Source organism: Pseudomonas sp. 51_B, from assembly GCF_017491595.1.
GTDB lineage: Bacteria > Pseudomonadota > Gammaproteobacteria > Pseudomonadales > Pseudomonadaceae > Aquipseudomonas > Aquipseudomonas promysalinigenes.
The window spans coordinates 1-26,007 of record NZ_JAFGYW010000036.1 but is presented as its reverse complement, the minus strand read 5'-3'; the positions used below and the strand labels follow the sequence as shown (position 1 = coordinate 26,007).

Here is a 26,007-nt window from a genome sequence, read left to right as displayed (position 1 = left end):
GCCGTGGACGACAGCAACGCCGTGACCGCAACCGAACAGCAGATGGAGCTGTCGGGCAATGTATTGACCAACGACGTGCAAGGCGCCGACCGTGTAGCAGGTGGGCCGGTGATTGCAGGCACCTTCACCGGTACCTACGGCACGCTGGTCCTGGCAGCCGATGGTTCCTACACCTACACACTTAATCCCGATGCACCGGGCTTCAAAAATCTGGGCGGTGGCGGCATTGGCATAGAGAACTTCTCCTACACAATCAAGGATGCCGATGGCGATACCAGCACGGCGACCCTGACGCTGAACGTCAACAACCTCGATGACCCGGTCACCCTTAACGGCTTGGATGTGCAGAGCGGTGAGTTGACCGTCTACGAGAAAAACCTCAGCGACGGTAGTGCGCCGGATGCCAATGCGCTGACCCAGCAAGGCACGTTCAAGGTCACCGCAGCAGATGGGCTGCAAAGCCTGACGGTGGGTGGTATTGCCGTGGTGACTGCTGGCGTGGCCGCAGGCTTCCCGCAAACGGTGACCACGCCTGAGGGCAATACCCTGACCGTCACCGGCTACGATTCCGCGACCGGTACTGTGAGCTACCGCTACACCCTGACTGGCAACGAGAGCCACCCCGACGGCGCTGGTAGCAACAGCATCGGCGAACACTTCGAAGTGGTGGCCAAGGATATCGATGGCAGCACTGCCACCGGTAGCCTGGATGTCATTATCGTCGACGATGTGCCCCAAGCTCGCAGTGACTACACCAGCGTGTACAAGGGCGATGAGGTGCGCGGCAACGTGCTGTACAACGACGTGGTCGGCGCCGATGTGCGCAGCGACGGCAATTACGTGGTGGGTGTGCGGGCAGGCAGTGACACGTCCACATCGGCCATCGGCCAGTTGAATACCCAGGTGAATGGCCAATACGGTTACCTGACGATCGATGAGCAAGGCAACGCGGTCTATCACTCGAACCCAGATGTGGTCTCTGCGCGCGATGCCGTCGACACTTTCGTCTACACCATTCGCGATGCCGATGGCGATGAAAGCACCACGACCATCACCATCAACGTGCACAACTCGTTGATGGCGTGTGCCGATCGGGATGTGACGGTCTACGAAAATGCCCTTGATCTCAATAAGGACGGCAACGACCTGGCTGCCGGCAGCGTGACCGGCAGCGACCCGGACTCGACCCGGGAAACGGCCACCGGCACGTTGGTGGGTTCCGCCAGCGGCGGTGTTGGCGCGTTGACTTACAGCCTGGTAAGCGATGCCACCGGGCAGTACGGCCAGCTACACCTGAACGCCGACGGCACTTATACCTACACCCTGACTTCTCCGGCCGACTCGCCCACTCACGCTAATGACGGTGCCAATACCGTGACGGAAACCTTCACCTATCAGGTGAAGGACTCGGTCGGCAATTCGACCACCAGCACCATCGTCATCACCATCGTCGACGATGTGCCCCAAGCTCACAGTGACTACACCAGCGTGTACAAGGGCGACGAAGTGCGCGGCAACGTGCTGTACAACGACGTGGTCGGCGCCGATGTGCGCAGCGACGGCAATTACGTGGTGGGTGTGCGGGCAGGCAGTGACACGTCCACATCGGCCATCGGCCAGTTGAATACCCAGGTGAATGGCCAATACGGTTACCTGACGATCGATGAGCAAGGCAACGCGATCTATCACTCGAACCCAGATGTGGTCTCTGCCCGCGATGCCGTCGACACCTTCGTCTACACCATTCGCGATGCCGATGGCGATGAAAGCACCACGACCATCACCATCAACGTGCACAACTCGTTGATGGCGTGTGCCGATCGGGATGCGACGGTCTACGAAAATGCCCTTGATCTCAATAAGGACGGCAACGACCTGGCTGCCGGCAGCGTGACCGGCAGCGACCCGGACTCGACCCGGGAAACGGCCACCGGCACGTTGGTGGGTTCCGCCAGCGGCGGTGTTGGCGCGTTGACTTACAGCCTGGTAAGCGATGCCACCGGCCAGTACGGCCAGTTGCACCTGAACGCCGACGGCACCTATACCTACACCCTGACTTCACCGGCCGACTCGCCCACTCACGCCAATGACGGTGCCAATACCGTGACTGAAACCTTCACCTATCAGGTGAAGGACTCGGTCGGCAATTCGACCACCAGCACCATCGTCATCACCATCGTCGACGATGTGCCCCAAGCTCACAGTGACTACACCAGCGTGTACAAGGGCGACGAGGTGCGCGGCAACGTGCTGTACAACGACGTGGTCGGCGCCGATGTGCGCAGTGACGGCAACTACGTGGTGGGTGTACGGGCGGGCAGTGACACGTCCACGTCGGCCATCGGCCAGTTGAACACTCAGGTGAATGGCCAATACGGTTACCTGACGATCGATGAGCAAGGCAACGCGGTCTATCACTCGAACCCAGATGTGGTCTCTGCGCGCGATGCCGTCGACACTTTCGTCTACACCATTCGCGATGCCGATGGCGATGAAAGCACCACGACCCTGACTATCAACGTGCATGACCCCCGAATCGAAGTGTGCATGGACGGCACAGCCACTGTGTTCGAAAATGCTTTGGACTTGAACAAAGATGGCAGCGATCTCGCCGCAGGTACGGTCACTGGCAGCGATCCGGCATCGCCCCTGGAAACAGCCTCTGGCAGCCTGGCCGGTTTGGCCAGCGGCGGCATCGGTGCGTTGTCTTACAGCCTGGTGGGAAGCGCCGTTGGTCAATATGGGCAGATTCAGCTCAATGCAGATGGCAGCTACACCTACACCTTGACGTCCCCGGCAAGCTCTCCGGTTCATACCAACGACGGCGCCAACACTGTCACAGAGTCCTTTACCTATCAGGTACAGGACGCCTATGGCCATTCGGCCACCAGCACCCTTGTCATATCCATCGTCGACGACGTACCACACGCACATAGCGATGAGGTCAGCGTGTACAAAGGCGACGAAGTGCGCGGCAACGTGCTGTACAACGACGTGGTCGGCGCCGATGTGCGCAGTGACGGCAACTACGTGGTGGGTGTACGGGCAGGCAGTGACACGTCCACATCGGCCATCGGCCAGTTGAATACTCAGGTGAATGGCCAATACGGTTACCTGACGATCGATGAGCAAGGCAACGCGGTCTATCACTCGAACCCAGATGTGGTCTCTGCGCGCGATGCCGTCGACACCTTCGTTTACACCATTCGCGATGCCGATGGAGACGAAAGCACCACGACCCTGGCTATCAATGTGCATGACCCAAGGCTCGAAGCCTGCACGGATCGTGATGTCACGGTGTACGAAAAAGCTCTGGACCTGCACAAGGATGGGAATGATTTGGCCGCAGGCAGCGTTACTGGCAGCGACCCGAGTTCGACCGGGGAAACGGCCAGTGGCAGCCTGGTAGGTTCGGTTGCCAATGCTGTGGGTGCCCTAACCTTCAGCTTGGTGGGCAATGCGGTCGGCCAATACGGGCAGATCAGCATTCACCCCGACGGCAGCTATACCTACACACTTACCTCACCTGCCAACACACCTGGCGCTGATTCGGCAGTTGAATATTTCACCTACAAGGCCACCGATTCGCTGGGCCATAGCATCACCAGCAACATCGCCATCACCATCGTCGACGATGTGCCCAAGGCGGTGTGCGCCGAGCGCAGCATCACCCCCGGCCAGGTGGACTCCAACGTGCTGCTGGTCATCGATGTGTCCAGCAGCATGGCGGCTGCCTCCGGCGTACCGGGCATGACCCGGTTGGAAGCGGCCAAGCAGGCCATTGCTGCATTGCTCGATAAATACGATGACATGGGTGACATCAAAGTGCAGATCGTCACCTTCGGCAGCGGCGCGCAGGTACAGGCAGCCGAATGGGTCAGCATCGATGTGGCCAAGACCATCGTCAATGGACTGCACGCAGGGGGTTCGACCTATTATGACAGTGCAGCTAGCGCAGCCCAGACAGCCTTTGCCCAGAGTGGCAAGCTGGCCGGCGCGCAGAATGTCAGCTACTTCTTCTCCGATGACGAACCGACCTTCGGGCACGCGATAACTGGCGCACGCGAGGCCAGCTGGGAAAGCTTCCTCGACGGTAATGGCATCAAGTCCTACGCCGTAGGTCTTGGCCGAGACATCAATGCGGGCAACCTCAATCCATTGGCCTACGACGGCAGTACTCACACCGACACTGATTCGGTGATCGTGACCAACCTCAACCAACTCGATGGTGTGCTTTCGGGTACTGTGCAAGGCTCACCGATCACCGGCAGCCTGCTCAGTGGTGGCACCTTCGGTGCCGATGGCGGCTTCATCAAGGCCCTGCTGGTGGACGGGACAACCTACACCTACGACCCCAAAGCCAATGCAGGGCAGGGTGGCTATCAGGCCAGCGGCGGCGCCGACCAGGCCAGCTTCGACAGCACTGCCAATACCCTGGCCATCAAGACCAGTATGGGCGGCAGCCTGCTGGTGAACATGGATAGCGGCGAGTATACCTACACGCCGCCCAAGGGCAGCGACAGTAGCCAGGCCGAGCACTTCGGTTTCACCGTCAGTGACAACGACGGCGATACCAGCAGTGCCAGCCTCGTCGTGCGTATCGATGGCAATCATGCACCGGTAGCGGTCGCCGACCACATCATTACCAATATCACTGGCGCCAATCTGACCGTGCCGTCCGAAGTATTGCTGGCCAATGACCAGGATGCCGACAACGACCGCCTGAGTGCTTCCCCCATCACCGTCAACACCGGCTTTGCCGACAAGGGTGCAGGCTTCAGCCTGGGCAGTGGCATCCCGACCATCACCTTCGATGCCCATGCCAACTCGTTCAGCAATCAGTTCAAAGCCCTGGAACGCAGCGCTTTCACCAGTGCCGCTGGCAGCATGAGTGCGGCGCTGGTGGTGCTCGGGTACCTTGGTGCTATCACTAGCAGCAACGCCAACAGTGAGGATGTGATCACCGTGAGCCTGCGCAAGGGCGAAACCTTGCAGGTTGACCACGATCGCCCCGACGGCAACCTCAGCCTTGAGTGGAAGGATGCCAACGGCAGCTACCAGGCGCTTGCCGACGGCGGCAGTTTTACGGCCAGCCATGACGGCATCTACAGCATCCATGTGGTCAATCAGATCAACCCATCAGACAACAGCAAAGCCGCCGAGAGCTATAAATTGAGCATGGTGGTCGACTACAGCAATGCTGTGAACGACGTGCACCAGGCCAGCTACGCGCTTACCGATGGCCACGGGGGTAATGCAACTGGCGCGGTGGACATCACCTACCATGCCGGCAGCACACTCGACGGCACTCCAGGCGATGATGTGCTGATGGCTAGCAACGCAGACGCTCTGCTCGATGGCGGGGAAGGCAATGATGTGTTGGTGGGGGGCGCGGGCAATGACACCCTGCATGGCGGCAATGGCAATGACCTGCTGATCGGCGGCCTTGGCAACGACCTGCTTGATGGCGGGGCGGGCAACGATACCGCCAGCTATGCCTCGGCCACTGCCGGGGTGACTGTCGACCTGAGCCTGAGCGGCCCTCAAGATACCGGTGCTGCCGGTGTCGACACCTTGACCGGCATCGAGAACCTGATCGGTTCAGACTATAACGACACTTTGATCGGCGATGCCGCCGACAATACCCTCAACGGAGGCCGCGGCAACGATGTACTCAAGGGTGGTGACGGCAATGACATCCTTGTTGGTGGGCCTGGCAACGATGTCATGACGGGTGGCAATGGCAATGACACCTTCGTCTGGCAGAAGGGTGACAGCGGGCATGACACGGTCACTGACTTCACGCCAGGCAGTGATCACCTGGATCTTTCGCAGCTGCTGCAGGGCGAGAATGCCACTGCCGCTTCCCTGGACGACTATCTGCACTTTAGGGTCAGTGGTAGCGGCAACGCGGTGGTTTCCACCATCGAAGTCAGCAGTGTAGCTGGCGCGGCAGCCACCCAGACCATCGACTTGGCAGGCGTCGACCTGGCCCAGCATTACGGCGTGACGGCAGGGGCGGGCGGGGTGATTTCAGCGGGGCAGGATACGGCGACGATCATCACCGGCATGATCAATGATCATTCGTTGAAGGTGGATACGGTGTGATGCTCACCTGCTCACACAGGTGCTGTGCAGCTTCAACCACGGCACAGAACCCTGCGGATTCACGCGCCAAGGCGTGAGCTCAGGCAATACCTCAAAAGGGCCTGCGCAGGGTTTTCTGCTTGAGGATATACACGCTGACCAGCACGGCACTGGTCAGCATGAAAACTCTTGCCCAGAACAACGGCACCAGGTAGCAGGATAGACCGATGCTGGCCCACATCAGCCCGATGGCGTAAACCTTGCCTTTGAGCGGAATGCCTTCGCCATTGAGGTAATCCCGAATCCATGGCCCGAGCTTGGGATGGTTGACCAGCCACTCATGAAAGCGCGGCGAACTGCGTGCGAAGCAAGCGGCCGCCAACAGCAGAAACGGGGTGGTGGGCAACACCGGCAGAAAGATGCCCAGCACCCCCAGCGCAACACTGAGCCAGCCCAGCGCCAGCAGCAGGTAGCGCACGGTCGACTCAGTGATGGCGCGGCTTGAGCAGTGCAGGCTTCTCTTCAGGTGCGTGCAGCAGCAGGAACAGCGCGCTCAACGCTTCAGGGATCTGCACGATCATATCGTCCTGCAGGTTGGCATTGCTGGCAATGTCGGCGAACTCGGGCTGTTCGTCGAACAAGCCGGACCCGACCATGATCGGCAGCAGCATCTCGCTGACTTCTTCCTCGGCATTTTCGAACCAGGCTTCTTCACGCAGGAATACACCCTCCATGAAGCCGATGCACCAGCCGCGCAGGTCGGAGTCGTCCGGCTCGTCGGTCAGGTCCAGGTCGCAGGGCAGGTCGAATTCCTCGTCGCTTGCCAGTTGGCGGGCGATGTGGCCTTTAAGGGCTGCCAAGGTCGCCTCGATCTCGGTGCGCTGCGCATCGCTGGCGTAGTGAGGCTCTTCAGCGAACAGCGCGTCGATCCATTCACGTTCGGGAACATCCTCGGAACAGATCGACAGCGCGGTCAGGTAGCCGTGTGCGGCGACGTAGTCCAGCGCTTCTTCGTGCAGCTCGTCGGCGTCGAGGAAGGCTTGCAGGCGGGTCAGTTGCTCGGCGAAGGACATTACAGGGCTACCTTGGGGAATAAACGATAGTGAATTCTAGCACCTTGCGGCGGCGGCGGGGCAAAGGGAACGTCTGTCACCGGGCATCCTGTAAGGGTCAGCACTGCGGTATACTCCGCCGTTTTTCATCCAAGGGCGAGATTTACCGGCCCTTGGTAAAAGCCGCTTACGCTTCTTGCGTGTGCGGAGCGGGTTTTTCGTCCAGCCTGTGTCCAGGGTGGTACGGCGATTTCTGGAGTTGCACATGCTCGAACAGGCTCAGCGCGTTCTCAAGGATATCTTCGGTTACGACAGTTTCCGTGGGCGCCAGGCAGCGATCATCGAATGCGTGGCCAATGGCGGCGATGCCTTGGTACTGATGCCTACCGGTGGCGGCAAGTCGCTGTGCTTCCAGGTGCCGGGCCTGCTGCGTCCGGGCCTCACGGTGGTGGTGTCGCCACTGATCGCGTTGATGGATGACCAAGTCGCCACATTGGACGAGCTCGGCGTTCCCGCTGCAGCGCTGAATTCAACCCTGAGCCCCGAGCAACAGCGTGATCTGGCCGGGCGTCTGCGCCGGGGCGAGGTGAAGATGCTGTACTTGGCGCCAGAGCGCCTGGTTCAGCCGCGGATGCTGGATTTTCTGCGCGGGCTGGACATCTCGCTGTTCGCCATTGACGAAGCCCACTGCGTTTCGCAATGGGGCCATGACTTCCGCCCCGAATACCTGCAACTGGGGCAATTGGCCGAGTTGTTCCCCCACGTACCGCGCATTGCCCTGACCGCCACCGCCGATATGCGCACCCGTGAAGAGATCGTCCAGCGCCTGCACCTGCAGGGCGCCGAGCGGTTCCTGTCGAGCTTCGACCGCCCCAACATCTTCTACCGCATCGTGCCCAAAGAGGCGCCACGCAAGCAACTGATGGCCTTCCTCGCCGAGCGCCGTGGCAACGCCGGTATCGTCTACTGCCTGTCGCGCAAGAAAGTCGATGAGACCGCAGCGTTCCTGTGCGATCAAGGCTTCCCGGCATTGCCGTACCACGCAGGGCTTGCCGCCGAAACCCGAGCGGCCAACCAGCATCGGTTCCTCAACGAGGAAGGGCTGATCATGGTCGCTACCATTGCCTTTGGGATGGGCATCGACAAGCCCAACGTGCGTTTCGTTGCTCACCTCGATTTGCCCAAGTCGCTGGAGGCCTACTACCAGGAAACCGGGCGTGCCGGCCGTGATGGGCTGCCCTCCGATGCCTGGATGGCTTACGGTCTGCAGGACATGGTGATGCTCAAGCAGATGCTGCAGAACTCCGAAGGCGACGAGCGCCATAAGCGCGTCGAGCAGCACAAGCTTGACGCCATGCTGGCCCTGTGTGAAGAAACCCGCTGCCGGCGCCAGGCGTTGCTGGCCTACTTCGATGAAACCCTCGAACAGCCCTGCGGCCATTGCGACAACTGCGTAGATCAGGTCCAGACCTGGGACGCCACCGAGCCTGCTCGCCAGGCTCTGTCGGCGGTGTTCCGTACCGGGCAACGTTATGGGGTGGGTCACCTGATCGATGTGTTGCTGGGCAAGGACACTGAAAAGGTACGCAACTTCGGCCACGAAAAGCTCTCGGTTTTCGGTGTGGGCAAGGGCTTGTCCGAGGCAGAATGGCGTTCGCTGTTCCGCCAACTGGTGGCGCGCGGCTTGGTTGATATCGATCTTGAAGGTTATGGCGGCCTGCGCTTGTCCGACCGCTGCCGGCCGCTGCTGCGTGGGGAGGTGAACCTGCAGCTGCGTCGTGACCTCAAGCCACAGATCGTGGCCAAAACTTCCTCCAGCGGCGGCAGCCCGGCCAGCCAGCTGGTGCGCGCCGAGGAGCGCGAGCTGTGGGAGGCTTTACGCGCCCTGCGGCGCAAGTTGGCCGAAGAACACAGCGTGCCTCCCTATGTCATTTTCCCCGATTCCACCTTGCTGGAAATGCTCCGTAGCCAGCCTACTAGCCTCAGCGACATGGCTCAGGTCAGCGGTGTTGGGGCGCGCAAGCTGGAGCGCTATGGCCAAGCCTTCCTTGAAGTGCTCAACGGCGCAGGCGGTACTGCCGAAGCACCTAAGGTTGTGCTCGACCTGCGCCATGAATTGGTCAGCCTGGCTCGCGCTGGTATGACGCCAGCGCAAATCGCCGGCCAGCTCAACTGCAGCGAAAAGAACGTGTACAGCCTGTTGGCCGAGGCCCTTGGCCGCCAGGAGCTGAGCCTTGAGCAGGCGCTTGATCTGCCGCAAGATCTGATGATGGAGGTCCAGGATGCTTTCCTCGATGGCGAGGGCGAACTGCCGCCGGTTTCGGCAATTGCCCCCTTGTTTGGCGCACGGGTGCCAGAGGGTGTGCTGTATTGCATACGAGCAGCATTGGCGGCCGAGTTCGAGCTCTGATTGGGCGGCATTTCAGTCAAATACTGACGTTTGTCATGCTTTTTGACGATTTTCACACGTATCTTTAGAGGTCAGCCTTGCCTCATGCCATGGGGCATGGTTAGCTGGCTAATAATTAGTTCAAGTCTATGAGTTGCTTATGCCCCTGACCGACAATCAACACCGCTTCGGCATGCAGCTGGCGCAGATGTCCCGTGGCTGGCGTGCCGAACTGGACCGCCGTTTGGCCGGGCTCAATCTGTCCCAGGCGCGCTGGCTGGTGTTGCTACACCTGGCCCGCTTCGAGGAGGCGCCTACTCAGCGGGAGCTGGCGCAGAGCGTCGGTGTCGAGGGCCCGACCCTGGCGCGCTTGCTGGATAGCTTGGAAACACAAGGCCTGGTGCGGCGCCAAGCGGTTCTGGAGGATCGGCGGGCGAAGAAAATTCTGCTGTGCCCACCCGCCAAACCTTTGATCGAGCAGATCGAAACCATTGCTAATGCCCTGCGCATTGAGCTGTTCACCGGCGTAGACGAGGCGGACCTGCAAGTGTGCATGCGTGTGCATGCCAAGATTCTCGCCAACCTTGAAAGGTCCTGATGCCCCACGGCCTGCATGGCCGCGCCTGCAGGCTAGAATGTATGCCCAAGGTTGAGATACACCGCCTGTTCATGGGCGGTGTTGGCGCCATAGCTGAGGTTCAACGGGCCCAGCGGCGTCTCCAACCCTAGAAATATGCTTGCCGCATTGATATAGCCGCTGTCGAAGGCGTTGTCGTTATTCCACACCCGGCCCCTCTCAAGCGACCCACCCAGGTACAGTGGGAAGTCCAGTGGCAGGTAGGCCCGTGGGGTCAGGCGCCGGAAGTACACCACCCGCAGCAGGCTGGCGTTCTGCCCCGAAAGCGAGTCCTGGCGCAAGCCCGAAAGCTCCCTGGCCCCGCCCAGTACGAAGCTTGAGGTCACCACTTCAGTATCATCGAGTGTTCGCCCATAGCGTCCACCCAGCACGAAAGTGTTCGGGCCACTGCTGATCGCCTTGTCCACGTTCAGCAACCATTGCCGGTAATCGTAATCCGAATCCAGGGATTTGTCGTACTTGCGCAAGGTCAGGCTGATGTCTTCGCCACTGTGCGGAAAATACACATTGTCGAGTGTGTCGAAGGAGTATTTGAGCTCGTAGAAACCCTCATTGAAACTCACCGAAGGCAGGTCTTGTTCGCCTACTCGCACGTCAGCCTTACCCCAGGCTTTGCCCAGCCCCAGGCGGACCTCACCTGAAGTGCCGATCTGACGGCCAAGGTTCAGGCCAAAGCCGTAGCGTTCCAGGCGGTACTCGGCGATCGGGTCGTTATCCAGGGTCGCTTCGATGTTCTGAGAGCCCAGGTCCAGATAAGGAGCCACGAAGTAGCGCGACCCGACGTCAAGGGGCTGGTAGAACTCGCTGTAAAGTTCCTGTTGTTCGCCGATCTGGGCGCGCGTAAGCCATTCGGCGCCCAGCCGATTGATGCCGTTCATGCGGTAGCTGGCGCCGAGGTTGAAGGCACTGTCGCCGCGTAGGTCATCCGATAGATTAAGGCCTAAACGCAGATAGTCAGTGCCACCGCGCTTGCCTCGCGCATTGATGACCAGGATGTTGTCCTGGCCCTTGTGCACCACGCGGTACTGCACCCTGTCGAAGTAGTCCAGGCCGTACAGCGTGCCCATGTCGGTCTGCAGACGGTCGAGTGCCAGCGGTTCGCCGAGCGGCTGGCGGATGTAATAGCGGATCACATCGTCGCTGACCTTGGAGTCGTTTTCTATTCTGATCGCAGTGATCAGGGGCGTTCGCTGGCTTGAGGAGCGGGCTACGGCCAGGTTGGCGTCCCCATCGGGTTGGCGCAACTCTGCCAGACGCGTGCCTAGTAAGCGGGTGGCTCTGTAGCCGGCATCGATCATGTCTTGAGCGCGGCCGAAGTCGGTGACACCGAAGGCGGCCAGTTGCGGCTGTATCAGAATGTCGTCGCGGTGCAGATTGGCCAGTTGTTCTTCGGAATTGCGCCGGGTCATCAGGGTGATCGACTGGTTGAGCACGTCGACCACTGTGGCCAGTTGCTTACGGTCGCGTAGCGGCGTACCAATATCGACGACGATGGCCAGATCCACACCCATTTCACGCGCCACATCGAGCGGAATGTTGTCGACCATGCCTCCGTCCACCAACAGCCGACCTTCCAGTTCGACAGGTGCGAACACGGCCGGGATCGACATGCTGGCGCGGATCACCTGGGGCAAGTGGCCACGGCGGAACACGACTTTTTCGCCACTGGCGATGTCGGTGGCAACGGCGCGGAAGGGTATCGGCAGCTTGTCGAAGTCGCGGGTGTCGGCTGTGTGCGCCAGCTTGCTTTCCAGCAGCAGCGCCAGGTTTTGACCCTGGATGACGCCAAGGGGCAGGCCCAGGCTGCCGTCGTCGCGAAAACTAAGTTTCTGCTTGACCAGAAAGTCGCGGTCATCTTGCTTGCGCCGGAATGGCACATCGCGACGTGGCGGGGCATCCGACAGTGCCTGTTGCCAGTCCAGCGTGGTGGCGAGCGTTTCCAGCTCTTGGACGCTGTAGCCCGACGCGTACAGCCCGCCGACCACTGCGCCCATGCTGGTGCCGGCGATGGCATCGATGCGCACGCCCTGTTCCTCCAGGGCCTTGAGCACGCCAATATGGGCCAGACCGCGAGCGGCGCCGCCAGATAGCACCAGGCCGATCTTAGGGTGCGCAGGCTCGGCGGCCCATACGGTGAGAGCGGTGGCGGTCAGTAAAAGGCATAACAGCAGGCGGCGCATCGTGAGTCTCAAACCGAAGGCGAAAGACCGCTAGTATAAGCGGCCCCTCACCAGGAGAGATCTCAGCAATGGCTGACAACAAGCCGCAAATCGTCATCACATATTGCACGCAGTGCCAGTGGTTGTTGCGCGCAGCCTGGCTTGCCCAGGAGTTGCTCAGCACCTTCAGCGACGACATTGGCCGGGTGGCGCTGGAGCCGGCTACCGGCGGCATATTTCGCATCACCTGCGATGGCGTGCAGATCTGGGAGCGCAAAGCCGATGGTGGTTTCCCCGAGGCGAAGGTGCTGAAGCAGCGCGTGCGCGACCAGATCGACCCTCAGCGCCATCTGGGCCATAACGACCGTTGATCATGGGGCTTGGGCCGGCACTTTGGGTCTGGTCGGTTGTTCGGCGGACATTCGGCTGGAAAGCACGATGGCAAAGATGATCAGCGCACCACCCAACAGCATGCGCAGGGTTGGCGTTTCGGCGAAGATCGCCCAGGCGACAGCGATACCGTAAACCGGCTCCATGGCGAACACGACAGCGGCGGTGCGCGCCTTGATCACCGCCAAGCTGGCCACGAACAGGCTATGGGCAATACCTGTGCAGAATACGCCGAGCAAGGCGATCCACAGCCAGTCCCGGCCCGCGACCTGGCTCAGGCCGGGGCCTGCGAACGGCAGCAGGCACACGCCGACCACCAGGTTCTGCCACAGCGCCGCCTGCACGGCTGGCAAGCGCCCAGAACCTGCACGGTTGGTCAGCGACAGCAGGGAGAACAGCAAGCCTGAAAGCAATGCCCAGAGCAGCCCGCCGGTGGCTTGGCTGGCCAGGTCGAATGATGGGGTAACCAGAATCAGCCCGATACTGACCAATAGCACTAGCACGCCTTCGTTGCGGCGGATGCGCTCACGGAACAACAGCCCCTCGAGTATCACGGTGAAGGCCGGGAAGCTGGCAAAGCCCAGTGTGGCGATGGCCACGCCGCCGACCTTCACGGCGATGAAAAAGCTGACCCAGTGGCCGGCCAGCAGCATGCCGCCAAAAAGCAGGCGGCGTGAGTCCTGGCCACTCAGGCGTTGCCAACCCGGCCCGGTCAGGCTGGCGAACAGCGCCAAGGCCAACACGGCGAACGCTGCCCGGCCGAACACGATGACCGCCGGGCTGGCGCTGGCTGCCAGCTTGCCGAAGACGCCGGTCAAACCGAAGAACAGCGCACCGAAGTGCAGGGCGGCGAGGGCAGTGCGGTGGTTCATTGCAAATCCTTGGGTCGTTTCTGGCAGCCTGTTAAGTGGCCTCATTTGCCAAAGCGCTGGTGCAGCGCAGTGTAAAACTTCTGAAGGGAGGTTGCTGGCGCTGTTGAGCCAGCTACACGCGGCGTGGCCAGCAGCAGGCAAGGATGCATAAAGCACAAAAATCGCAGTCCAGGGCCTGTTTGCGCAGGGTAGGGCGAAAGCATCACAAGGTTGGCGGTGATCAGGTTGGGAATGCCCGGCGTAGATCACGCATCAGCAGGGCAGTAAACAGCTGCGTGGCTTCGTTGATGCCAGGCGTGCAGGGAGGCCTGGCAGCGACCCGGGTTATCAGCTACAGGCTGATGCGCCCGAGGAGGATGTCGCGGAACATGGCGAAGTCACCCATCAGGCTGTACCAGGGGTGCTTGAACGTGGCCGGCTTGTTCCGCTCGTAGCAAAAATGCCCAACCCAGGCAAACCCGTAGCCGAAGACCGGTACTGCCAACAATAGCAACCATTTCCCACTGGCGATCGTATAGGCCAGCAGCGCTATCACCAGGCTGGTGCCCACGAAATGCAGGCGCCGGCAGGTGGGGTTGCTGTGTTCGCCCAAATAGTACGGATAGAACTCGGCGAAGGTGCGAAACGATGTAGAGGTGGCCATGAACAGTACTCCGGCATTATCACTTTTAGACGGGATACACAGCGTGGAGCCTGAATCGAGTCTAGAGTGAATGGCGGAGCCAGCCAGTGACAATCGGCGCCAAATGAGTATCCTTGGGGGTAACCGCACGAAGCGGTCAGCAAAAGAAGCCTGCCATGAGTGAAAGAACCACGTCCGCCAGCTGGGCATCAGGGATTGTCAAGGCGCTGGAGCTCGAAGGGCTCGACTGCCCGGCCATGTTCAAGCAATTGGGGCTTGATTTCGCCGCTCTCGACGACCCGGACGCGCGGTTTCCACAAGACGCCATGACCCGCCTCTGGCAGCTGGCGGTGGAGCTTTCTGGTAATGAAGCCATCGGCCTGAACATGGCCCGGGTAGTGCGCCCGGCTTCGTTTCACGTGGTGGGTTACGCGCTGATGTCCAGCCGTACGTTGGCCGAAGGCTTCGAGCGGTTGGTGCGCTACCAGCGAATCATTGCCGAAAGCTCTGACCTGAGTTTCACGCTTGGTCCTGAAGGCTATTCGCTGATTCTGACGGTACATGGCGATCACCTGCCCCCCACCCGGCACAGCGCCGAAGCATCGCTGGCCTGTGCCCTGGCGTTGTGCAAGTGGCTGAGCGGCAGGCCCGTGCAGCCTCGTCGGGTGCTGGTACAAGGCCCGCAGCCCAAAGATATCGAGCCATACAAGGTGGCGTTTCATTCACCTTTGGTGTTCGGCGCGCCCCACGATGCATTGCTGTTCGAGCGGGCCGACATGGAGGCCCCGCTGCCTACCGCAAATGAAGCCATGGCGATCCTGCACGATCGCTTCGCCGGTGAATACCTTGCGCGCTTTTCGGAAAGTCGCGTTACCCACAGGGTGCGCCAGGTGTTGTGCCGCATCTTGCCGCAGGGCGAGCCGAAGCGCGAAACCCTGGCCCGGGCGCTGCACCTTTCCGAACGCACCTTGCAGCGGCGTTTGCAGGAAGAAGGGACAAGCTTTCAGAACCTGCTCGACGACACTCGTCGCGAACTGGCCGAGCAGTATCTGGCGCAACCAGGCATGACGTTGTTGGAAACTGCCTACCTGCTCGGCTTTGCCGACCCGAGCAATTTCTACCGGGCGTTCCGCCGATGGTTCGATGAAACGCCTAGCGAATACAGAGCTCGGCTGGGCACCGAGCCCGGCGATGTCAGTGACGCCAGAACGCCGGCATACACAACACCAGCACCGTGATGATCTCCAGGCGGCCGAGCAACATGCCGGTGGCAAGAATCCACTTGGCGGCGTCTGGTAGCGTCGAGTAATTGCCAGATGGGCCAACCACCTCGCCCAGCCCCGGACCTACGCCCGATACCGTGCCGGCAGCACCGGTCAGTGCCGTCATCCAATCCACGCCCAGCAGCGACAGCAGCAATGCCATCACGCAGATAGTGATTGCAAAGAAGAACGAGAAGGTCAGAATCGAGCGCACGATCTCTTCGTCCAACCGATGACCGTTGTACTTCTGCTTGATCACTGCACGCGGGTGGATAAGCTGGTTGAGGCTGGCCTTGAGCAGAATGTAGGCCACCTGGAAGCGGAAGATCTTGATACCGCCGGCTGTCGAGCCGGAGCAGCCGCCGACAAAGCCCAGGTAGAAGAACAGCATCAGCGAGAAGTTGCCCCACAGGCTGTAGTCGCCCAAGGCGAAGCCTGTGGTTGTGACCACCGACGTCACGTTGAGCGCGACGTGGCGCAAGGCGTCGAGCCAATGCAGGTTGGTGGTGTACCAGTACCAGGTGCCGAGCACCAGCCATGTCACCACCAGCATGCCCAGCAGGCCCTGAACCTGCTGGTCGCGCAACAATGCCCTGCGATTGCCGCGCAGGGTCGCTACGTACAGGGTGAAGGGCAGGCTGCCGAGGATCATTACCACCACCGCTACCCAGTGCACCGCTGGGATGTCCCACTTGGCAAGCGACTGGTCGGAGGTGGAGAAACCGCCAGTGGAGATGGCCGACATGGCGTGGTTGATGGCATCGAACGGGGTCATACCGGCCCACCAGAAAGCCAGTGCTCCCAGAATCGAGAAGCCCACGTACACGCCAACGATCGACTTGGCCACCATATGAGAGCGGGGCATGACCTTCTCCGAGCGGTCGGACGACTCGGTCTGGAACAACCGCATGCCGCCGATGCGCAGCAGCGGCAGAATGGCCACGGCCATGGCGATAAAGCCGATACCTCCGAGCCAGTGCAGCATCGAACGCCACATCAAGATGCCCGGTGACATGTTGTCCAGCCCGCTCAGCACCGTTGCGCCAGTGGCGGTGATGCCGGACATGCTTTCGAAGAATGCGTCGGTGTAGCTGATGTGCTGGGTCAGCAGGAATGGCAGCGCGGCGAAAATGCACACCACAACCCAGCTGCTGACCGTCAACAGGTACATGTCCCGCGGGCGCAGGTGAACGTGCTCGGGGCGCCCCTGCACGACCAAGGCCAGGCCTGCGATGAAGGTAATCAGGCTGGACCACAGAAACGAGGGCATGTCGCGGGTGCGTTCGAAGATCACCAGGGTCGCCATGGGCACGGCCATGCCGACGGCCAGGGTGATCAGGAAGATGCCGATGATGAAACCAATGATCCTTAAGGTCGGCAACGCCATGTGATCTGCTCGGGCTCGAAACGGAAGGGCGCCATTCTACCTATGGTCCTGATGATGTAAACGCTAGAATGGCTGCACATTTACCTGCCAGGAGGGTAGCCGATGGAGGCTCTCGACGCATTGCTCAACCGTGTTTCCGTGCCACGCCTGACCGAGCCTGCGCCCAATCAGGCGCAGCGCGAGGCGCTGTTCCAGGCCGCGCTCAGGGCGCCGGACCACGGCCAGCTGCGGCCGTGGCGCTTTTTGACCATTGAAGGTCAGGGCCGTGAAAAGCTCGGTGAACTGTTCGCCCAGGCGTTGCAGAACAAGGGCGATGCGAGCCCGGCTGCGTTGGACAAGGCCCGTGCAATGCCGCTGCGCGCGCCGCTGTTGATCGTGGTGATCGCCAAGCTGCAAGACCACTTCAAGGTTCCAAAGTCCGAGCAGCGTCTAGCCGCAGGTTGTGCCGCCCACGGCATTCTGATTGCGGCCCATGCCCAGGGAATTGGCGCGGTGTGGCGCACGGGCGATATGGCCTTCGATGCGCACGTTCATCAAGGCCTGGGCTTGGCCGAGAACGAAGAATTGATCGGTTACCTCTATGTCGGTACTCCGCTGACCGAGCCGCGCACGGCGCCGGTCCTGGAAACCGCAGATTTCGTGAGCGTTTGGGGCGCGTGATGGATTGGAAGCTTCGCGCATGAACCCGCTTGCACAGTGGCTGCGCAGGTTTGGGCCTGGGCTGCTGCTACCGCCATATGGTCGGGCCGTTTCTGCCCGTGCAAGCGGGTTCACCCGCGAAGAGGCCGGCCAGGCCAGCCTCGCTTAACTGCCAGTCGTCACGGTTAGCGGCAACTCCAGACGGGCCACGAACCCGCCTTGGGGGTGATTCTCCAATACCAGGCCGCCGCCATGGCGCTCAGCGGCCTTGCGCGCAATCGCAAGGCCCAGCCCATGGCCTGCGGCTTCTTGCCCTGGGGCCCGGAAGAACGGCTCACCCATTTGCGCCAGGTGCTCCGGAGCAGCCCCCGGGCCATGGTCACGCACGCTCAGCACGACTTTCTCCTGCTCGCGCCTGGCGCTGATTTCGATCGGTTGCCCGGCAGGGTTGAAGCGCAGTGCGTTGCGTAGCAGATTGTCCACCGCACGCTCTATCAGAGTCGGCCAGCCTTGCAGTGTCAGCCCAGGCTGAGCCTCAAGCTTCACTTCCTGTTCCGGGGCGCTGAGTTGGGCGTCCTTGCGCACGCTGCCAAGCAGCGCGTTGATGTCCACCGGCTCGGCGTGGGCTTGCTCGGCATCGACCCTGGCCAGCGTCAAAATCTCGCTGATCAGGTCTTCCAGGCGGTCGCACTCACGGGTCAGGCGTGGCCACAGCGCCTGGCGCTGTTCGGTTTCGGCGCGCTCGGCCAGGGCCAAGGCGATGCGCAGGCGCGCCAGGGGCGAACGCAGCTCGTGGGACACGTCGCGCAACAGTTGGCGCTGGCTGCCGATCAGGCTTTGCAGGCGCGCGCCCATCTTGTTGAAGTCTGTGGCCAGCACGCCGAACTCGTCTCGCCGCGCGGCCAGGCGAGCGAGGCTGTTCTGCTGGTACGTGGCCTGGCCGAGGTCGTGCACGGCGCCGCGCAGGCGGCTGAGCGGGCGGGTGATGGACAACGTGACGAGCAGGCTGAATAAGGTCAGCACGACCAATGCGATGCCCAGCGCACTCAAAGGCCAAAGCAGGCTGTCGCGGTGCCAGGCGTCAAGCTCCGGGTGCGGGATGCGGTAGATCAGCAGGTAAGTTTCGCCTGTAGTGGGGCTGGTGTATTCCTCGGTCAAGCGCCGCCACGGCAGGCGCCGCTCGTCATTATGCTGACGGGCCTCGAAGGCGGCGGCGCGGCGCGGGAAGGTGCCGGGCACCACGGCGTCGCCGCTGTCGTCGAGCACCTGTACATCAATCTTGTAGCGCTGCTTGCGTTGCTCCAGGAAGGCTTGAGCGGACTCCAGGCCCTCATGCTCATAATGCTGAGCCCACTGGCTGGCCATGTTTTTAAGGCCCGGGTGGCGGCTAAGAATCCAGGCGTCCTGATTGAGCATGTGGCCCAAAAGGATCGACAGGCCCGCAACCAAGGCGATGGCCAGCCAGAAGCTGGCCAGGATGCGCCAGAACAAGGAACGCAAGAGCACCTCCTAAACGAGAAAAGCCCGGCCCGCTGGAGGGCGGGCCGGGTACAGAGGGACAGCTTACTGGGCCTTGGCGGCTTTTTCAGCTTTCCAGGCCTGGAACTCTTTCCATTCAGCTTTGCGTGCTTCGCGTTCTTTCTGCAGTTCGTCGAACTTCTTCTGCTGGTCAGGCTTGAGCAGCGCCCGCACTTGGCTGTCGGTCTTGTCGTGGCTGGCCTTGAGCTCGTCTTTCATGGCTTTCTGGTCGGCTGCTGGCAGCTTGTTCAGATAGCGCTCGGTGATTGCCCGGCGGTTCTGCATTTGCTCGCCCATCAGCTTGCCGATCTGCTGGCGTTGATCGCGGCTCAGATCCAGTTGCGCAAAGGCTGCGTCACCGCGATGGTGCGGGCCTTCGTGGCGTGGGCCGCCATCAGGCATTGCCATGGCCACGGTCGGCAGGGCGGCGGCGAACATCAGAGCGATAAGGGTCTTGCGCATGGTGTCTCTCCTTTCATGGGCCGGTTGCTACCGGATGAGCCCAGTCTAGGGAGATCAAGGTCAAGCGCCGTCAGTGCAGGGTAAAGGCAGGGTAAAGATGGGGCGCGGGCGGCCCCATGACGGTTTACAAGCTGTAGTAGTAGCCGCGGCTGCGCAATGCCACAATCCTTGGGCGCCCGTCGGCGTGGGGGCCGACCTTCTTGCGCAGGTTGCTCACATGCATGTCCAGGCTGCGGTCATACAGGGTCAGCTTGCGGCCCAGGGCTATCTGTGCCAGTTCCTGCTTGTCCAGCGGCTCGCCAGGCTGACGCAGAAGCGCTTCGAGGATGCGGCTTTCAGACAACGTCAGGCTCATGTCGCGACCCTCTATGCTGACCACGCCGCGCACCGGGCTGAAGGCAAGGTCACCGATTTCCAACTGGGTAGCGGTGGCCGTGGGGTGGCTGCGGCGCAGCACGGCACGCAGGCGGGCGGTGAGCTCGCGGGGGTCGCAGGGCTTGGCCAGGTAGTCGTCAGCGCCCAGTTCAAGGCCCAGAATGCGGTCCAGGGGTTCGCCCCGTGCCGACAACATCAGCACCGGGAGCTCGGCGTGTTCGCTGCGCAATTGCTTGAGCAGCTCAAGGCCGCTGCCGTCGGGCAGCATCACATCCAGTACGACTGCCGCCGGTGCCTGTTCGGCAAGCGCCTGGCGCGCGCTCTGGCCATCGTGGCAGGCGCGTACCGCAAACCCTTCCTGGGTCAGCCAGCTGCCGAGCAGCTCGCAGAGTTCCTGGTCATCATCAATCAGTAACAGCTCGCTCATGACTCACTCAATTCAACCATTGACGGCGTCTACGGTGTCCGCCAGTGGCAAAGATACCGCAGACTGAGCACGAGTGTGCAATTGCAGCGCATGTGCCACGCCGCCGGCTTGACCGGCGACGCGGGTGCAGGTCAAGGCAGGACTTGCTTGAAAGGCTTGACGATCACGTTGTCGTAGACACCCGCGGCGATATACGGGTCGGCATCGGCCCAGGCCTGGGCAGCGGTGAGGGAGTCGAACTCAGCGACGATCAGGCTGCCGCTGAAGCCAGCTTCGCCTGGGTCGTTGCTGTCGATGGCCGGGTGCGGGCCGGCCAGCACCACGCGGCCTTCAGCCTTGAGCTGCTGCAGGCGCTCGATGTGTGCTGGCCGTGCGGCCAGGCGTTTTTCCAGGGAGTTCGCGACGTCGCTGGCGATGATGGCGTAGAGCATGTCAATCCTTGGGTTTGGAAGGGGAAGGTTCATCGTGCAGGTGACGGGACAGGTATACGCCCTGCGCCACCAGGAAGAGCACGGTCATGCCCAGGCTGCCGAAGACTTTGAAGTCCACCCAGAATTCCTGGAAGGTAAAGGCTACGAACAGGTTGGCGGCACCGCAGAAAACGAAGAAAACGACCCACGCCACGTTCAGGCGTGACCAGATGGCGTCGGGGAGGGTCAGCGCATGGCCCATGATGCGCTTGATCAATACCCGGTCGCCGATGAAGTGGCTCCCGGCGAAGGCAAGGGCGAACAGCCAATTGACCACCGGTGCCTTCCATTTGAGGAAGGTTTCGCTATGGAACGTCAAGGTAAGGCCGCCGAACACCAAGCAGGCGATCAGGGTAAGCCACTGGCCTTTCTCCAGCTTGCGCTGGCGCAGGAACAGGGCACCGTACACCACCAGCGAACTGACGATCAGTACCGCTGTGGCACTGTAGATACCGCCGAATTCGAAGCTGTGGCCAGCGACCTCCATAGGCCGTGGGTCAAGCTTGTAAACGATGAAGAACAGCAGCAGCGGGATGAAATCGATGAATTGTTTCACAATGGCAGCCAGAATCGGGATGTGACGGCATAATAACAAACATCGATTCCAGCGAAAGCGCTCCTCCATGAATGTTGATCTGCACTGTCACAGCACGGCCTCCGATGGCGCCCTGTCGCCCACGGACCTGGTCGCCCGGGCCCATGAGCACGGGGTGCAAACGCTGGCACTGACCGACCACGACACCCTCGAAGGCCTGCCCGAGGCACGCCGGGCCTGCGCGGCGCACGGCATGCACTGGGTCAGCGGGGTAGAGCTATCGTGCACCTGGGGTGGTGCGACCATTCACGTGCTGGGCTACGATTTTCCGCTGGATGCGCCGCCGTTGCTGGAGGCTATCGAGGCCTTGCACCGGGGGCGTTGGCTTCGCGCCGAAGAAATCGACAAACGGTTGGCGGCCAAGGGCATGCCAGGCGCCCTCGAGGGGGCCAGAGCCGTGCAGCAGGAATTGGGCGACAGCGCCAACGCTCCAGCCCGCCCGCATTTCGCCGAATTTCTGGTGCGTGTCGGCCATGCCAAGGACCGCGGCGAGGCCTTTCGCAAGTGGCTGGGCGCCGGCAAACTGGGCGATGTCAAACAGCATTGGCCAACCCTCGAAGAAACTGTCGCCACCCTGCGCCAGTCCAAAGCATGGGTGAGCCTTGCCCACCCTATGCATTACGAACTGACGCGCAGCAAGCGCAGGCGCCTGATTGCCGACTATATTCAGGCAGGAGGGCAGGCACTTGAAGTCGTCAACGGGATGATGCCTGCCGAGCAGGTGGGCACTATGTCCATCCTGACCCGTGAGTTCGGCCTGCTGGCAAGTGCTGGCAGCGATTTCCACGGCCCCGGCACCTGGGGCGAGATCGGTGCCTATCGGCCATTGCCCGAGGACCTGCCACCTCTGTGGCGTCGATTCAGTCATGAACAGCCTATGGCGCTTTGAACAGGATGACTTCGTGAGCCAATTTTTCCAGATTCATCCGGAGAACCCCCAACCGCGCCTGATCCGTCAGGCAGTAGAAATCATCCGCAAGGGCGGGGTGGTGGTCTACCCGACCGACTCGGCCTATGCCTTGGGTTGCCAGATCGGCGACAAGGCGGCGATCGAGCGTGTGCGCCGCCTGCGGGGCCTGGACAAGACTCACAACTTTACGCTGATGTGCTGCGACATGTCGCAATTAGGGTTGTATGCCAAAGTCGACACCGGCACGTTCCGTCTGCTCAAGGCCCATGTGCCTGGGCCATATACCTTCATCCTCAATGGCACCCGCGAGGTCCCGCGCCTGCTGCTGCACGAAAAACGCCGCACCATCGGCCTGCGCGTGCCGGATCATGCCATCACCCTGGCGCTGTTGGCCGAACTGGGCGAGCCGTTGATGAGCGTGAGCCTGATCTTGCCGGGTGACAGCGAGCCGATGACCGACCCTTACGAGATTCGCGAGCGCCTGGAGCACCATGTGGACTTGGTCATCGATGGTGGCTTTGGCGACCTCAAGGCTTCGACCATCATCGACCTGTCCGGTGATGAACCTGAACTGATCCGCGAAGGTTGTGGCGACCCGACGCCATTCATGGTCAACGCGTGAGCCAGGTGGAGGCACCCGAGGCCTCGCCTCAGCAATTGCAGTTGGCCTTGGTCTACGGCGAAGCGTTGACTGAAATGCCGGTGGATTTGTATATCCCGCCAGATGCACTCGAAGTCATCCTCGAAGCCTTCGAAGGCCCGCTTGATTTGCTGTTGTACCTGATCCGCAAGCAGAACATCGACATCCTCGACATCCCCGTGGCGGAAATCACCCGTCAGTACATGGGCTACGTCGAGCTGATGAAAAGCGTGCGTCTGGAGCTGGCCGCCGAATACCTGGTAATGGCGGCCATGCTAGCCGAGATCAAGTCGCGCATGCTGTTGCCGCGTTCGGCTGCGATTGAGGAGGAAGAGGGCGACCCCCGCGCCGAACTGATCCGCCGCTTGCAGGAATACGAGCGTTTCAAGGCTGCCGCCGAAGGCATCGATGCACTGCCTCGGGTTGGCCGTGAAGTCGTGGTGCCGTGCCTGGACGCCCCGCAGGCCAAAGTGCGCAAACTGCTGCCGCAGGTCAGCCTGGAAGAGCTGCTGTTGTCCATGGCTGAGGTGATGCGCCGTAATGATCTTTTCGAAAGCCACCAGATCAGTCGCGAGACATTGTCCACTCGCGAGCGCATGAGTGATGTGCTGGAGCGCCTCAAAGGCGGCGCCTTCGTACCGTTCGTCGAGCTGTTTGGGGCTGAGGAGGGTAAGCTGGGGGTGGTAGTGACCTTCATGGCGATCCTTGAGTTGGTGAAGGAATCCCTAGTCGAACTGGTGCAGAATGCGCCGTTCGCGCCGATCCATGTGCGGCTGCGCCCCGAGACTGTCGAAGACCCTGATGAATCTGAATGAACCGCGCGACTTGGCGTCGCTGATCGAAGCCTTTCTGCTCGCCTCGGGCAAGCCGCAGTCGCTCGAGCGCCTGTACGAGCTGTTCGAGGAGGCCGAGCGCCCTGAGCCCAAGGTGTTCAAAAAGGCTTTGGAGGTGCTAGGGAAGTCATGCGCCGGGCGGGCCTTCGAACTCAAGGAGGTCGCCAGTGGCTTTCGCTTGCAGATCCGCGAAGACTTCGCCCCGTGGGTCGGCCGGTTATGGGAGGAACGCCCACAGCGTTATTCGAGGGCCCTGCTCGAAACACTGGCGCTGATTGGCTACCGCCAGCCCATCACCCGTGGTGAGATCGAAGATGTGCGAGGCGTTGCGGTCAACAGCAACATCATCAAGACCTTGATGGAGCGCGGGTGGATTCGCGTGGTCGGCCACCGTGAGGTTCCTGGCCGGCCGGCGATGTTCGCCACCACCAAGGCGTTTCTCGATCACTTCAACCTCAAAAGCCTGGACGAATTGCCTGCGCTGGCCGAATTGCGCGAAATGGAGCCAGCACCGGTGCTCGACCCCGATGACGCGCCGGTGCCTGCGCATCTGCAGGCTTTGGCCGATGCCAGCCTGGCAGAAGGCGAACAGGCCAGTGAACCTAAGGATGAAACCAGCTTCCGCAGCTTGCTGGTGGAACTCGATGCAATGGAGCAAGGCTTGAAGACCGATTTCGCTGACCTTCGCGATGAAGAACCCGAAGTTTCGGTTGAGCAACAAAGCAAGCCGCAGCATTGAATGCGCAGTTTGTGCTCTCGGCCTTGTCGCGTAAAGGCCAGCAATCCTTGCCCATCGCCATTGGGCAGAATTCATGCGTAAAGCTTCCCAAACCTTCTACCCTCCAGTGCGTTCCTTCGCCGAACCGCGTATGATGCGCGGCCTTTTGGCGCATTCGTTGCCAAAACCCTGATTTCATTCCTACACCGGGAGGTGCCCAGATGAGTGAGCAAGACCTGAAAACTACCGAAATCACCCCTCCAGCCGGCGAAAAGCTGCAGAAAGTGCTCGCGCGCATTGGCGTCGGCTCGCGCCGTGACGTCGAAGCCTGGATCAGCCAGGGCCGCATCAAGGTCAACGGCGTCGAGGCCACCCTGGGCCTGCGCGTCGACCTGCATGACGCCATTACCGTGGACGGCAAGCTGATCAAGCGCGAAGAGGCCGCTGAGGCCACGCGCCGGGTGATCATGTACAACAAGCCCGATGGCGAGATCTGCACCCGCGACGACCCGGAAGGTCGCCCGACCGTGTTCGATCGCCTGCCGCGGCCAAAGGAAGGTCGCTGGATCAATATCGGCCGCCTGGACATCAACACCACCGGCCTGCTGTTGTTCACCACCGACGGCGAGCTGGCCAACCGCCTGATGCACCCGTCCTATGAGATGGACCGCGAATACGCCGTGCGCGTACGGGGTGAGGTCGACGACGAAATGATCGATCGCCTGAAGGCGGGCGTCATGCTCGAAGATGGCCCGGCAAAATTCACCGACATTCAAAAGGCACCCGGCGGCGAAGGCTTCAACCACTGGTATCACTGCGTGGTGATGGAAGGTCGCAACCGTGAAGTGCGTCGCCTGTGGGAGTCTCAGGGCATGGTGGTAAGCCGCCTGAAGCGCGTGCGTTTTGGCCCGGTATTCCTCAACTCCGACCTGCCGATGGGCCGCTGGCGTGAAATGACCCAGGGCGAAATTGACATCCTGGCCGCTGAAGTGGGCCTGCAGCCGGTTGCCCTGCCTGCCTTGAACCTCAAAGCCAAGGACAAGCTGGAGCGTCTGCAGCGCAAGTCGAGCCGGCCCATGGGGCGCAACGAGCGTGTGCGTAGCCTACGCCCAGCCCACGAGGGCGCTGCTGGCGCTTCAGAGCGGCCGGCACGTCAGCCCCGTGAAGAAGCTCCGCGCAAAGGCAGCCGTGGCAGCACGGTGGCTGAGCGCCCGAGCGAGATGCGTAAGCGTCCAGGCAAACCTGAGGGTGACAAGCCAGCCAGTCGTGGCCGCGGCAAGCCGCGCGGTTGATCACGACACGCAGTACTCAAACCAGCCCTCGGGCTAATGCTGTTCACTTAAGCATTTGAGTCCGGCTTGGGGTCGAAATATCCGATACCAGGGGTCTGGTGTCGGATTTTTTTTGGGTTCAATCTGAGCCGTTTAGTGCCTGTGAGATCGAGCGCCGCCCGCGCGGCGCATCGCGAGCTGCGCTCGCTCCTACGTTTGTTTCGGGCCAATTATGCCTGCGGGATTTGCGCGCGGACGCCTTGGTGCATGGCGCGGTATCGCGTCGTATGAA

At 61.4% G+C, this 26,007-nt stretch carries 22 protein-coding genes; 11 read left to right on the top strand and 11 right to left on the bottom strand.

Annotated elements, in window-relative coordinates; all coding sequences use genetic code 11:
• A partial coding sequence (locus tag J5M56_RS22395; protein WP_207937831.1) for a VCBS domain-containing protein occupies positions 1–6,108 on the top strand: 6,108 nt, incomplete at its 5' end.
• 91 nt (positions 6,109–6,199) lie between these two features.
• Here the strand turns inward: J5M56_RS22395 and J5M56_RS22390 are convergent.
• Together J5M56_RS22390 and J5M56_RS22385 are read right to left on the bottom strand one after the other, a co-directional pair.
• Positions 6,200–6,565 (bottom strand): YbaN family protein, encoded by a 366-nt coding sequence (locus J5M56_RS22390; RefSeq protein ID WP_186478983.1) that lies wholly within the window; start codon positions 6,563–6,565, stop codon positions 6,200–6,202.
• A 7-nt stretch (positions 6,566–6,572) separates the two neighbouring features.
• Positions 6,573–7,160 (bottom strand): YecA family protein, encoded by a 588-nt coding sequence (locus J5M56_RS22385; protein ID WP_186478984.1) that lies wholly within the window; start codon positions 7,158–7,160, stop codon positions 6,573–6,575.
• A 244-nt stretch (positions 7,161–7,404) separates the two neighbouring features.
• Between J5M56_RS22385 and recQ the strand changes: the two genes are divergently transcribed.
• Together recQ and J5M56_RS22375 are read left to right on the top strand one after the other, a co-directional pair.
• Entirely contained in the window at positions 7,405–9,549 is a 2,145-nt protein-coding gene (gene recQ, locus J5M56_RS22380; RefSeq protein WP_207937830.1) for a DNA helicase RecQ, read from the top strand.
• Positions 9,550–9,688: 139 nt separating this feature from the next.
• Positions 9,689–10,126 carry a MarR family transcriptional regulator gene (locus J5M56_RS22375; protein ID WP_060480092.1) on the top strand — a complete coding sequence of 146 codons (438 nt, stop codon included), beginning with the start codon at positions 9,689–9,691 and terminating at the stop codon, positions 10,124–10,126.
• 32 nt (positions 10,127–10,158) lie between these two features.
• On the opposite strand, the gene J5M56_RS22370 is transcribed toward J5M56_RS22375, so the two are convergent.
• Positions 10,159–12,345, bottom strand: coding sequence for a patatin-like phospholipase family protein (locus J5M56_RS22370; RefSeq protein WP_207937829.1), 2,187 nt, complete (start codon positions 12,343–12,345; stop codon positions 10,159–10,161).
• A gap of 68 nt (positions 12,346–12,413) precedes the next feature.
• On the opposite strand from J5M56_RS22370, the gene J5M56_RS22365 reads away from it, so the two are divergent.
• Positions 12,414–12,695 carry a SelT/SelW/SelH family protein gene (locus J5M56_RS22365; protein ID WP_186478987.1) on the top strand — a complete coding sequence of 94 codons (282 nt, stop codon included), beginning with the start codon at positions 12,414–12,416 and terminating at the stop codon, positions 12,693–12,695.
• Here the strand turns inward: J5M56_RS22365 and J5M56_RS22360 are convergent, their stop codons facing one another.
• Complete coding sequence (locus tag J5M56_RS22360) at positions 12,696–13,586, bottom strand: DMT family transporter (protein ID WP_207937828.1); 891 nt, start codon at positions 13,584–13,586, stop codon at positions 12,696–12,698.
• A gap of 331 nt (positions 13,587–13,917) precedes the next feature.
• Positions 13,918–14,229, bottom strand: a complete 312-nt coding sequence (locus tag J5M56_RS22355; RefSeq protein WP_060480096.1) for a DUF962 domain-containing protein — start codon at positions 14,227–14,229, stop codon at positions 13,918–13,920.
• A gap of 155 nt (positions 14,230–14,384) precedes the next feature.
• Between J5M56_RS22355 and J5M56_RS22350 the strand changes: the two genes are divergently transcribed.
• Positions 14,385–15,446, top strand: a complete 1,062-nt coding sequence (locus tag J5M56_RS22350) for an AraC family transcriptional regulator (protein ID WP_207937827.1) — start codon at positions 14,385–14,387, stop codon at positions 15,444–15,446.
• Here the strand turns inward: J5M56_RS22350 and J5M56_RS22345 are convergent.
• Complete coding sequence (locus J5M56_RS22345; RefSeq protein WP_207937826.1) at positions 15,403–16,857, bottom strand: TrkH family potassium uptake protein; 1,455 nt, start codon at positions 16,855–16,857, stop codon at positions 15,403–15,405. The genes J5M56_RS22350 and J5M56_RS22345 overlap by 44 nt on opposite strands.
• Positions 16,858–16,959: 102 nt before the next feature.
• On the opposite strand from J5M56_RS22345, the gene J5M56_RS22340 reads away from it, so the two are divergent.
• A complete protein-coding gene (locus J5M56_RS22340) occupies positions 16,960–17,517 on the top strand; it encodes an NAD(P)H nitroreductase (RefSeq protein ID WP_207937825.1) in 558 nt (185 codons plus the stop codon).
• A gap of 144 nt (positions 17,518–17,661) precedes the next feature.
• Here J5M56_RS22340 and J5M56_RS22335 read toward each other — a convergent pair whose 3' ends face one another.
• The 5 genes from J5M56_RS22335 to J5M56_RS22315 form a co-directional block, all read right to left on the bottom strand.
• A complete protein-coding gene (locus tag J5M56_RS22335) occupies positions 17,662–19,002 on the bottom strand; it encodes a HAMP domain-containing sensor histidine kinase (RefSeq protein WP_186478992.1) in 1,341 nt (446 codons plus the stop codon).
• A 57-nt stretch (positions 19,003–19,059) separates the two neighbouring features.
• Positions 19,060–19,476, bottom strand: coding sequence for a Spy/CpxP family protein refolding chaperone (locus tag J5M56_RS22330; protein ID WP_060480101.1), 417 nt, complete (start codon positions 19,474–19,476; stop codon positions 19,060–19,062).
• Between the two features lie 124 nt (positions 19,477–19,600).
• Positions 19,601–20,278, bottom strand: a complete 678-nt coding sequence (locus tag J5M56_RS22325) for a response regulator transcription factor (RefSeq protein ID WP_186478993.1) — start codon at positions 20,276–20,278, stop codon at positions 19,601–19,603.
• Between the two features lie 131 nt (positions 20,279–20,409).
• Positions 20,410–20,709, bottom strand: coding sequence for a YciI family protein (locus tag J5M56_RS22320; RefSeq protein ID WP_207937824.1), 300 nt, complete (start codon positions 20,707–20,709; stop codon positions 20,410–20,412).
• Between the two features lies 1 nt (position 20,710).
• Complete coding sequence (locus J5M56_RS22315; RefSeq protein WP_196375155.1) at positions 20,711–21,304, bottom strand: septation protein A; 594 nt, start codon at positions 21,302–21,304, stop codon at positions 20,711–20,713.
• A gap of 67 nt (positions 21,305–21,371) precedes the next feature.
• On the opposite strand from J5M56_RS22315, the gene J5M56_RS22310 reads away from it, so the two are divergent.
• The 5 genes from J5M56_RS22310 to rluB all read left to right on the top strand — a co-directional run bounded on the left by J5M56_RS22310 (position 21,372) and on the right by rluB (position 25,736).
• Positions 21,372–22,232: a PHP domain-containing protein gene (locus J5M56_RS22310; RefSeq protein WP_207937823.1), complete on the top strand. Its 861-nt coding sequence runs from the start codon at positions 21,372–21,374 to the stop codon at positions 22,230–22,232.
• 13 nt (positions 22,233–22,245) lie between these two features.
• The gene (locus J5M56_RS22305) at positions 22,246–22,875 is read left to right on the top strand and encodes an L-threonylcarbamoyladenylate synthase (protein ID WP_060480109.1); all 630 of its coding nucleotides are present in this window, start codon (positions 22,246–22,248) and stop codon (positions 22,873–22,875) included.
• Between the two features lie 74 nt (positions 22,876–22,949).
• Complete coding sequence (locus J5M56_RS22300; protein WP_207937832.1) at positions 22,950–23,708, top strand: ScpA family protein; 759 nt, start codon at positions 22,950–22,952, stop codon at positions 23,706–23,708.
• Complete coding sequence (gene scpB / locus J5M56_RS22295; protein WP_207937822.1) at positions 23,695–24,465, top strand: SMC-Scp complex subunit ScpB; 771 nt, start codon at positions 23,695–23,697, stop codon at positions 24,463–24,465. Before J5M56_RS22300 ends, scpB begins: the two co-directional genes overlap by 14 nt.
• 200 nt (positions 24,466–24,665) lie before the next feature.
• Positions 24,666–25,736: a 23S rRNA pseudouridine(2605) synthase RluB gene (gene rluB, locus J5M56_RS22290; RefSeq protein WP_207937821.1), complete on the top strand. Its 1,071-nt coding sequence runs from the start codon at positions 24,666–24,668 to the stop codon at positions 25,734–25,736.
• Positions 25,737–26,007 lie beyond the last annotated feature (271 nt).